The sequence below is a fragment of the Streptomyces amritsarensis genome, assembly GCF_001953875.1.
In the GTDB taxonomy this organism is placed as follows: domain Bacteria; phylum Actinomycetota; class Actinomycetes; order Streptomycetales; family Streptomycetaceae; genus Streptomyces; species Streptomyces amritsarensis.
Genome location: NZ_MQUR01000058.1, coordinates 41,030 through 50,759 on the forward strand (window position 1 = coordinate 41,030; position 9,730 = coordinate 50,759).

Consider the following 9,730-nt stretch of genomic DNA (forward strand, 5'->3'; position numbering starts at 1 on the left):
GGGTCACTGGCCGGGCTGCGGAGTGGGCTGCGGGGCGGGCTGCTGGGCGGGCTGCGGGCCGGGCTCGTAGGTGACGGGGAGCCCGGCGGGGGCGGTGCCGGTGGGGGCGACCTGGAGGGTCTTGAGGGCGAACTCCATGACCTTCTTGTAGATGGGGCCGCAGATCTGGCCGCCGAAGTAGCTGCCCTTGGTGGGGTTCTGGATGGCGCAGTAGACGGTGATACGCGGGTTGTCCGCCGGGGCGAACCCGGCGAAGGAGGCGGTGTAGCCCTTGTAGCGGCCGGTGGCCGGATCCACCCGGTTGGAGGTGCCGGTCTTGCCGCCGACCCGGTAGCCGGGGATCTTCGCCTTCGTTCCGGTGCCCTCCTGGTCGTCGACGACGGATTCGAGCATCTCGGCGAGGGTCTTGGCGGTCTCCTGGCTGATCACGCGGTTCTGCTCGGGCGCCGGGGCCGGGGTGAAGCGGCCGTCGGGGCCCTTGGTGCCGCGCACCAGCGTGGGTTCGATGCGGACCCCGCCGTTGGCGATCGTCGAGTACACGGAGGCCGCCTGCATGGCGTTGACGGAGAGTCCCTGGCCGAAAGGGATCGTGTACTGCTGGGAGGTGGACCAGGCCTGGGGGTCGGCGAGGATGCCGCGGGACTCGCCCGGGTAGTTCAGGCCGGTGGGCCGGCCGATGCCGAACTTGGTCAGGTAGGAGTGCAGGACCCTGTTGGCCTCGGGCTGGGTCGGACCGAGCTGTCCGGTGGCCAGGATGGTGCCGATGTTGGAGGACTTGGCGAGGACCCCGTTGAGGGTCAGGTACCAGGTCGGGTGGTCGATGTCGTCCTTGAACAGCCGGTCGCCGCGGTGCAGGCGGTTGGGCACCTCGACGCGGGTGTCGGGGGTCGCCTTCTTCTCCTCCAGGACGGCCGCCATCGACATCACCTTGGCGGTGGAGCCGGGCTCGTAGACGTCCTGGAGCGCGGCGTTGCCCATGGCGGCGGAGCTGGCCCGGGTCAGGTCGTTGGGGTCGAAGCCGGGGGCGTTGGCCATGGCCAGCACCTCGCCGGTGCGGGTGTCCTGGACGATGACGTAGCCGCGGTCGGCCTCGGACTTCTGCACCTGTTCGGCGATGGCGCTCTGCGCCGCCCACTGGATGTCCCGGTCGATGGTCAGCTCGATGTCGTCGCCGGGGACGGCGGGCTTCTCGCTGGAGCCGGCGGTGGGGACCTTGCGGCCGCCGGACTGGGCGTAGGTGATCTCGCCGTCCTTGCCGGCCAGCTTCTTGTCGAGGGCGGACTCCAGCCCGCCGGCGCCCTTGCCCTCGGCGTTGACGTAGCCCAGTATCCCGGCGGCGAGGTCCCCGCCGGGGTACACGCGCTTGCTGCTGTCCTCCTTGAACACGCCGGCCAGGACGTTGGCACCGGGGGCGTTGTTCTTCTTGTCGGCGCTCGCCTTCTCCGCGAAGACCCGCTTGAGGTCCTTGATCTGGTTCCACACCTGCGGGGTCTGGCGCTGCGCGAGGACCACGTACCGGCTGTTCTTGGTCCTGAGCTTCGCCGCGAGCTCCCCGGCGTCCTTGCCGAGGATGGGTGCGAGGAGTGCCGCGGCCTGCTCGGGGGCGTCGGGGGCCTTGCTGTCCTGCGGGGTGAACATCTTCGGGTCGGCGGTGATGTCGTACGCGTCGACGCTGGTGGCGAGGGCCACGCCCCTGCGGTCGGTGATCTCCCCGCGTTCCGCGGCCAGTTTGACGTTGGTGTAGCGGTTCTTGGACGCCGCGGCGGAGAAGGACTCGGCGTCGACGGCCTGTACCTGGAGCAGCCGTACGACGAAGGCCAGCATGACGAGGGTCAGGCCGACGCCGACCAGGCGCAGCCGGGGCCGGGGGCTGCCGAGCCGGATGGTGTGCGGTGTGCGGGGGCCGGCGGGGCGGCGGGTCGCCGGGCGCGAGGCCGGGCGGCCGGTGGCCCGGGTACGGTCGCCGGGCCGGGAGGACCTGGCCGGCCCGGGCACGCGCCGCCGCGGCGGCTCCTGCGGGCTCACCCGGCCACCGTCCGCGGCGCGGCGGTACGGGTTCCCCCGGCGGCGCGGTGGCCTTCGGCCGGGGCCGGGGCGCGGCCGGGCCGCGGCGCCGCGTGCGCCGGTGCCCCGTGGAGCCGGGCGTACGGGCCCGGGCTGCCGGGGGCGGGGCACGCGCGGGGAGCGCGGGCCCGGGCAGGGCCCCGGGAGGCGGGGGCACCTCCGCGCGGTGGCCGGGGGAACGGCGGGGTGGGGTGGACCCCCGCGGGAATCCGCGTCACGACGTCACCTTCCGGCAGGCTGGTGGGGCTGCGGTGTCGGGCCGGGCGCCGCCGGGGCACCCGGGGGGACGGACTGGTTCGGTGCGGCCGGGGCCGGGGACTGGCCCGGTCCGGCCTGCGCCGGCGGCGGGGCCGGGGTCGGGGTCGGCGACGGCGGTGCCTCGGCCACCGAGACGCTGCCGGAGACCTTGCCGTCCGGGCCGATGAAGACGGGGCTGCCGCCCGGGACCAGGCCCAGCTCCCGGGCGCGGCGCTGGAGGGCGTCGGGGGCCGAGTAGGCGTCCACGTCGCGCTGGAGGGCCTGCTCCTCGTCGGTGAGGGCGGTGGTCTCCTTCTTCAGCCGGGTCAGCTGGAAGGAGCCCTCGTTGAGGGCCGAGTTCAGCAGCAGCAGGCTGATCAGGCCGCCGGCGAGCAGGGCCACGACCAGCAGGACGAACGGCATCCGCGCCGCCTGCCCGCCGGGCCGCGGCCGGGCGGGGCCGGAGCCGAGGGCCCGCCCGATGCGGGCCGCCTGCCCGCGGGTCAGCGTGGCGACCTTCCCGGCCTTGGTCACAGGTGCGCCTCCCGGATGCGTTCGACCCCCCGGAACCTCGCCGGGGCGGCCCGCCGGTTCTCGGCGATCTCCTCCTCGGTCGGCAGCTCCGCGCCGCGCGTGAGCAGTTTGAGCTTCGGCTGGTACTTCTCGGGCACCACCGGCAGCCCGGGCGGGGCGGTGGAGGTCGCTCCCGCCGAGAAGACCTGCTTGACCAGGCGGTCCTCCAGCGAGTGGTAGGAGAGCACCGCGATCCGGCCGCCGACCGCGATGCGGTCGACCGCCGCCGGGATGGCCCGCTCCAGGCCGGAGAGCTCGCCGTTGACCTCGATCCGCAGCGCCTGGAAGGTGCGCTTCGCCGGGTTGCCGCCGGTCCGCTTGGCGGCCTGGGGCAGTGCGTCGCGGATGAGCTCGACCAGTCGGGCGCTGTTGCTGAAGGGGGCCTTCTCGCGCTCGCGGACGATCGCGGACACGATCCGCTTGGCCTGCTTCTCCTCGCCGTACTGGCGCAGGATCCGCACGAGCTCGCCCGGCGCGTAGGTGTTGAGGACCTCGGCGGCGCTGATGCCGGTCGTCTGGTCCATGCGCATGTCCAGCGGCGCGTCCTGCGCGTACGCGAACCCGCGGTCGGCCTCGTCCAGCTGCATGGAGGAGACGCCCAGGTCGAAGAGGATGCCCTGGACCGTCGCCAGGCCCAGGCCGTCCAGCACCTCGGCGAGGTCCGCGTAGATCGCGTGGACGAGGGTGGCCCGGTCGCCGAAGGGGGCGAGCCGTTCGCCGGAGAGCCGCAGGGCCTCCTTGTCGCGGTCGAGGCCGATCAGGCGCACCTCGGGGAACCGGGTCAGCAGGGCCTCGCTGTGGCCGCCGAGGCCGAGGGTGCAGTCGACGACGACGGCCCCGGGCCTCTCCAGCGCCGGGGCCAACAGGTCCAGGCACCGCTGGAGCATCACCGGGACATGTCGGGACTCGCTAGTCAAAGCGCCCTCTCAGATAACGGCGCGGCAGGCGTACGCACCGCCCGCTCCCCCGGCCGGTGAGCGGAAGAGGGCCGGGCCGTACGTACGCGCCGCGCACGCGGAGTCTTCATCGGTGGCCGGTCGGCCGGTCAGGGCCGGGCTCCGGCCGGTTCGCGTCACTTTAGTGCAACGGTCGCCGCGGTCAACGAACCGGCCCGCGCGCCGTACGCGCCTCTCGGACCGAAGCCGCGAATGATGCCGAACCACCCGGTCGGCCGCCCCCCGCCCACCCCTGTGGGTTAGCTCACAACAAGCCCCGTTGACGTTCTTTGTCCAACCTCACGCCCGGCCGGCGCCGCCTGTGACCACTAACGTCGTACCCATGACGACTTCCGCATCCCTGCCTGCAGACTCCGCACCCGAGGCATCCGTCGGCGGATCCGTCACCGACCGGCTGGTCGAGGCGAATCAGCGCTACGCCGCCAAGTTCGCCGACCCCGGCATGGACGCCCGCCCGGTCCTCCACGTGGCCATCGTGGCCTGCATGGACGCCCGCCTCGACCTGCACGCCGCCCTCGGCCTGGAGCTCGGCGACTGCCACACCATCCGCAACGCGGGCGGTGTGGTCACCGACGACACCATCCGCTCCCTCACCATCAGCCAGCGCGCCCTCGGCACCCGCACGGTGATACTCATCCACCACACCGGCTGCGGCCTGGAACGTCTGACGGAGGACTTCCGCCACGAGCTGGAGGACGAGGTCGGCCAGCGCCCCGCATGGGCCGTGGAGGCCTTCCGCGACGTCGACCAGGACGTCCGCCAGTCCATGCAGCGCGTGCGCACCAACCCGTTCCTGCCCCACAAGGACGATGTGCGAGGCTTCGTCTTCGACGTGCACACCGGGCTCCTCCGGGAGATCGATCCCAGCTCCTGAGTGACACAAGGCCCGGGCGCCGTCAAGAATGCGGGAAGACACCCCCCGGGAAACCCCGGGTCCGGTGTCCGTGTTTCGGGGTGGGCCGGTCATGCGCCAAGGCGTCGGCCCTGAGAAATGGGCCGAGGAGAACCAGGTGACGACGTATGACGACCGAGCGAGCCTCGCAGATCTGACCAGCACGGCGGAGCGGGTCCGCCAGTCGGTCGAGAGCGTGATCGAGGGCAAGCCCGAGGTCGTCCGCCTCGCGCTGACGGTGCTCCTCGCCGAGGGCCACCTGCTGATCGAGGACGTTCCCGGCGTGGGCAAGACCATGCTGGCGAAGACGCTCGCCAAGTCCATCGACTGCTCGGTGCAGCGCATCCAGTTCACGCCGGACCTGCTGCCCTCCGACATCACGGGCGTCAGCATCTACGACCAGCAGCGCCGCGAGTTCGAGTTCAAGCCGGGCGCGATCTTCGCGCAGATCGTCATCGGCGACGAGATCAACCGCGCCTCGCCGAAGACCCAGTCGGCGCTGCTGGAGTCGATGGAGGAGCGCCAGGTCACCATCGACGGCACCACCTACACCCTGCCGAGCCCCTTCATGGTCGTCGCCACCCAGAACCCGGTGGAGATGGAGGGCACCTACCCGCTGCCCGAAGCCCAGCGCGACCGGTTCATGGCCCGCGTCTCCGTCGGCTACCCCAGCCCGGAGGCCGAGCTGCAGATGCTCGACGTACACGGCGCGGTCAACCCGCTCGACGACCTCCAGTCCGTCGCGCACGCCCACGACATCGTCAAGCTGATAGAGGCCGTGCGCGAGGTGTACGTCGCCGAGCCCGTCCGGCGCTACGTCGTCGACCTGGTCTCCGCCACCCGCAGCCACCCCGACCTGCGGCTCGGCGCCTCGCCCCGGGCCACCCTGCACCTCCTGCGCGCCGTGAAGGCCTCCGCCGCACTCGCCGGCCGGGACTACGTCCTGCCCGACGACGTCCAGTCGCTGGCCGCACCGGTCCTCGCCCACCGGCTGCTGCCCACCGCCCAGGCCCAGCTGAACCGGCGCACCTCCGAGCAGGTCGTCGGCGAGATCCTCCAGCGCACCCCCGTCCCGGCCGCGCACGCCCGCGGCGAGATGCCGCCCGGCGCCGCCGCCCGGAGCTTCTGATGGGCGCCGGTGCCCCACGCGGCGCCGGCGGCCCGGGAGACGGCGGCGGACTGCGCGCCTCGCTGTCCGGGCTGACCACCCGCGGCCGCTCGTTCGTCGCCGCCGGCATCGCCGCGTCCGCCTGCGCCTACGTCCTCGGCCAGGGCGCGCTGCTGCGCGTCGGCCTGCTCCTCGCCCTGCTGCCGCTGATCTGCGTCTACGCCCTGCACCGCACCCGCCACCGGGTGTCCGGCAGCCGCCGGCTGACCCCCGGGCGGGTGTCCGCGGGAGCCGAGGCCCGGGTGCAGCTGCGCATGGACAACGTCTCCCGGCTGCCCACCGGCCTGCTGATGCTCCAGGACCGGGTGCCCTACGTCCTGGGCCCGCGCCCGCGGTTCGTCCTGGACCGGGTCGAGCCCGGGGGCCGCCGCGAGGTGTCCTACCGGGTCCGCTCCGACCTGCGCGGCCGCTACCCGCTGGGCCCGCTCCAGCTGCGGCTGACCGACCCCTTCGGGCTGGTCGAGCTGACCCGCTCCTTCAGCGCCTACGACACCCTCACCGTCATACCGCGCACCGAGCCCCTGCCCCCGGTCCGGCTGACCGGCGAGTCCAACGGCTACGGCGACGGCAGCCGCCGCTCCCTGGCCCTGGCCGGCGACGACGACGTGATCCCGCGCGGCTACCGGCGCGGCGACGACCTGCGCCGCGTGCACTGGCGCTCCACCGCCCGCTACGGCGAGCTGATGGTCCGCCGCGAGGAGCAGCCCCAGCGCAGCAGGGCCACCGTACTGCTCGACACCCGCCGCCTCGCCTTCGACGGCGCGGGCCCCGACTCCGCCTTCGAATGGGCCGTCTCCGCGGCCGCCTCCAGCCTCCTGCACGTCCTGGAACAGGGCTTCTCCGCACGGCTGCTCACCGACACCGGCAACGCGGTGCCCGGCGAGGGCGGCGGCGGGTTCTCCACCGGCGGGCAGGACTCCGCGGAGGCCGCCGGGCTGATGATGGACACCCTCGCCGTGGTCGGGCACTCCGACGGCGCCGGGCTCTCCCGGGCCTACGACGCGGTACGCGGCGGCGGCTACGGCGAAGGCGGCGGCGACGGGCTCCTCATCGCCTTCTTCGGCGACCTGGACGACGTACAGACCGAGCTGGCGGCCAAGATGCGCCAGCGCACCTCCGGCGCGGTGGCCTTCGTCCTGGACACCGGGGCCTGGGGCGGACGGCCCGAGCCCGGGCACGACGTGGTCCCGCTCCAGGAGCGGCTGCGCAGACTGCGCGACGCGGGCTGGACGGCGCTGCCCGCGACCCCGGGCGTCGCCTTCGGCGAGCTGTGGCGACAGGCCGGGACCGCGCGCGTCGGTACGGGAACGAGCGGAGGCCGGGAATGAGCGGACGGGCGAAACTGACGGTGTTCGCGGCACTCGCGACCCTGCTCACCTCGTGGTCGCTGAGCCCGCTGGTGGAATCGCAGGCCTGGCTGCTCCAGGCCGCGCTGCTGCTCACCGTGCAGAGCGCGGTGGGGGCGGGGGCCCGGCGGGTGCCGCTGGCGCGGTCGCTGACCGTGGCCGCGCAGCTGCTGGTGTCGTTGCTGCTGCTCGCGCTGCTCTTCGCCGGCAAGGTCGAGTCCACCGGCAGCGGCCCGCTGGCCTACTTCGTGACGGACTTCGGCTCGCTGTTCGCACAGGGCGTCCACGACGTGGGCGAATACGCGATACCGGCCCCGCTGACGGACGGCATCCAGCTGCTGCTGGTGTCCGGGGTCCTGCTGATCGGGCTGCTGGTGGACCTGCTGGCGGTGACGGCGCGCACGGCGGCCGCGGCCGGACTGCCGCTGCTCGCGCTGTACTCGGTCGCCGCGGGCCTGTCGGGCGGCGGGGAGGCCTCCTGGTTGTCCTTCCTGCTGGCGGGCTGCGGGTACCTGGTGCTGCTGCTCTCCGAGGGCCGCGACCGGCTCGCCCAGTGGGGGCGGGTCTTCGGCTCGGCGCCCCGCGGACGTGGAGCGGCCGACTCCGGCATCAGCGGCAGTGTCCAGGCGACGGCCCCGGTGCGGTTCGGCCGGCGGATCGGCGCCATGGCCCTGGGCCTCGCGCTGGTGGTGCCGGCGGCGCTGCCCGCCCTCGACGACGGCCTGCTGGGCAGTCCGAAGGACGGTGAGGGCGCCGGCGGATCCGGCGGCACGATCTCGGCCGTCAACCCGCTGGTCTCCCTGCAGAGCAACCTGAACGCGCAGGACAACCGTGTGGTGCTGAGGTACCGGACGGACAACCCCCAGCAGAGCGAGCAGTACCTGCGCATCCTGGCCCTGGACGAGTTCAACGGCGTCAAGTGGGAGGCGTCCGGCCGGGCCCTGACCGACGTGCCCCAGCAGATGCCGGTCCCGCCGGGTCTCGGCGACCAGGTCCGCGAGGCCGCGGCCGAGGTGACGACGAACATCACGGCGTCGGACGGCTACACCCAGCGCTACCTCCCCATGCCGTACCCCGCGACCGCGGTGGAGATCGGCGGGAAGTGGCGCTTCGAGCCGGTCGGCCGGACCCTGGTCGGCGACCAGCTGGCCCGGGACAGGTACCAGACCGTCCAGGGCGCCGAGTACAAGGTGCGCAGCCTGCTGCTGAAGCCGACCGCGCAGCAGCTCCAGAAGGCCCCGGCGCCGGATCCGGCTATCCGGGAGGAGTACACGAAGGTCCCGGACAACCTGCCGCCGGTGGTCGCCGACACGGCCCGCCAGGTGACGCAGGGGGCGAAGGACGACTACTCGCGCGCGGTGAGGCTCCAGGACTTCTTCGCCGTGAGCGGTGGGTTCCGCTACGACACGCAGACCGCCTCGGGCACGGGGCCGCAGGCCGTCGCACGGTTCCTCGCCGACAAGGAGGGCTTCTGCATCCACTTCGCCTTCTCGATGGCGGCGATGTCCCGCACGCTGGGCATCCCCGCCCGGGTCGCGGTCGGCTTCACCCCCGGCGAGAAGCAGGCGGACGGCGTCGTGAACGTGTCGATGCGGGATGCGCACGCCTGGCCCGAGCTGTACTTCCAGGGCGTGGGCTGGACCCGGTTCGAGCCGACGCCCCGGTCCGGCCTGAACGTGCCGGACTACTCCCGGACGCAGGCCCCGGCGGCCCAGCCGTCCGCGCCCGCGCCGCTGCCCTCGCAGGGCGCGGTGCAGCCGGCGCCGGTGCCCTCGGCGTCCGCCGAGTGCCCGCCGGAGATGAAGAAGCTCGGCGAGTGCGGGCCGACCGCCCCGCAGCAGAGCGCGGCCCGCGACGAGGGGCCGTCGCCTGCGACGGTCCTCGGCTGGGCGGCGGTCGTGGTCGCGGCGCTGGGCCTGCCCCTGCTCCCGCTGCTGTGGCGCAGCCGGCTGCGGGCCCGCCGTCTGGGGACCGGGGAGGTCCTGGCGGCGTGGCGCGAACTGGGCGACGCGGCCTGGGACGTGGGCGTGGCTCCGGACGAGGCGCTCTCGCCGCGCCGGGCGGCGAGCCGGGTCGTGGACCTGGGCCGCCTGGAGCCGGACGCCGCGGCGGCGGTGCACCGGGTGGCGGGTGCGGTGGAGCGGTCGCTGTACGCGCCGCCGGGCGCGGAGGCCTCGTACGCGGGCCTCGCGGACGACGTGCGGGCGGCCCGGGCGGGACTGCTGGCCGCGGCGGGCCGCGCGGCCAGGCTGCGCGCCCTGCTGCTGCCGCGCTCGGCGGCCCGGATCTCCTGGGCGGCAGCGGCCCGCTGGTCGGCGCTGGCCTCGGCGGCCTCGGCCCGCCTGACGTCCCTCCGCCTCCGCCTCCGCCTCCCCCTCCGCAACCGCGGCTGAAGCCCCCTGCACCAGCCCCGGCGGCGCTGGACGCGCGGGGTCGGGGCCGGAGCCCGCCCTTTCCGCCCCGCCAGCGCTTGAGGCGCGGGCTCGGCCCCGAG

General features: G+C 74.2%; 7 protein-coding genes. 4 read left to right on the forward strand and 3 right to left on the reverse strand.

Annotated elements, in window-relative coordinates; translation table 11 throughout:
- Window positions 1-3: 3 nt before the first annotated feature.
- The 3 genes from AVW11_RS23020 to rsmH form a co-directional block, all read right to left on the reverse strand.
- Window positions 4-2,025: a peptidoglycan D,D-transpeptidase FtsI family protein gene (locus tag AVW11_RS23020; protein ID WP_107423316.1), complete on the reverse strand. Its 2,022-nt coding sequence runs from the start codon at window positions 2,023-2,025 to the stop codon at window positions 4-6.
- 261 nt (window positions 2,026-2,286) lie between these two features.
- The gene (gene ftsL, locus AVW11_RS23025; protein ID WP_234331065.1) at window positions 2,287-2,835 is read right to left on the reverse strand and encodes a cell division protein FtsL; all 549 of its coding nucleotides are present in this window, start codon (window positions 2,833-2,835) and stop codon (window positions 2,287-2,289) included.
- A complete protein-coding gene (gene rsmH, locus AVW11_RS23030; RefSeq protein WP_076045643.1) occupies window positions 2,832-3,791 on the reverse strand; it encodes a 16S rRNA (cytosine(1402)-N(4))-methyltransferase RsmH in 960 nt (319 codons plus the stop codon). Before rsmH ends, ftsL begins: the two co-directional genes overlap by 4 nt.
- 361 nt (window positions 3,792-4,152) lie before the next feature.
- On the opposite strand from rsmH, the gene AVW11_RS23035 reads away from it, so the two are divergent.
- From AVW11_RS23035 to AVW11_RS23050, 4 genes are all read left to right on the forward strand, one after another.
- On the forward strand, window positions 4,153-4,704 hold the full coding sequence (locus AVW11_RS23035) for a beta-class carbonic anhydrase (protein ID WP_030850219.1): 552 nt from the start codon (window positions 4,153-4,155) through the stop codon (window positions 4,702-4,704).
- Between the two features lie 136 nt (window positions 4,705-4,840).
- Window positions 4,841-5,851, forward strand: coding sequence for an AAA family ATPase (locus AVW11_RS23040; protein WP_060178159.1), 1,011 nt, complete (start codon window positions 4,841-4,843; stop codon window positions 5,849-5,851).
- Window positions 5,851-7,218 carry a DUF58 domain-containing protein gene (locus AVW11_RS23045; protein WP_076045647.1) on the forward strand — a complete coding sequence of 456 codons (1,368 nt, stop codon included), beginning with the start codon at window positions 5,851-5,853 and terminating at the stop codon, window positions 7,216-7,218. Before AVW11_RS23040 ends, AVW11_RS23045 begins: the two co-directional genes overlap by 1 nt.
- Window positions 7,215-9,629: a transglutaminase TgpA family protein gene (locus tag AVW11_RS23050; RefSeq protein ID WP_076045649.1), complete on the forward strand. Its 2,415-nt coding sequence runs from the start codon at window positions 7,215-7,217 to the stop codon at window positions 9,627-9,629. Before AVW11_RS23045 ends, AVW11_RS23050 begins: the two co-directional genes overlap by 4 nt.
- Window positions 9,630-9,730: the final 101 nt, after the last annotated feature.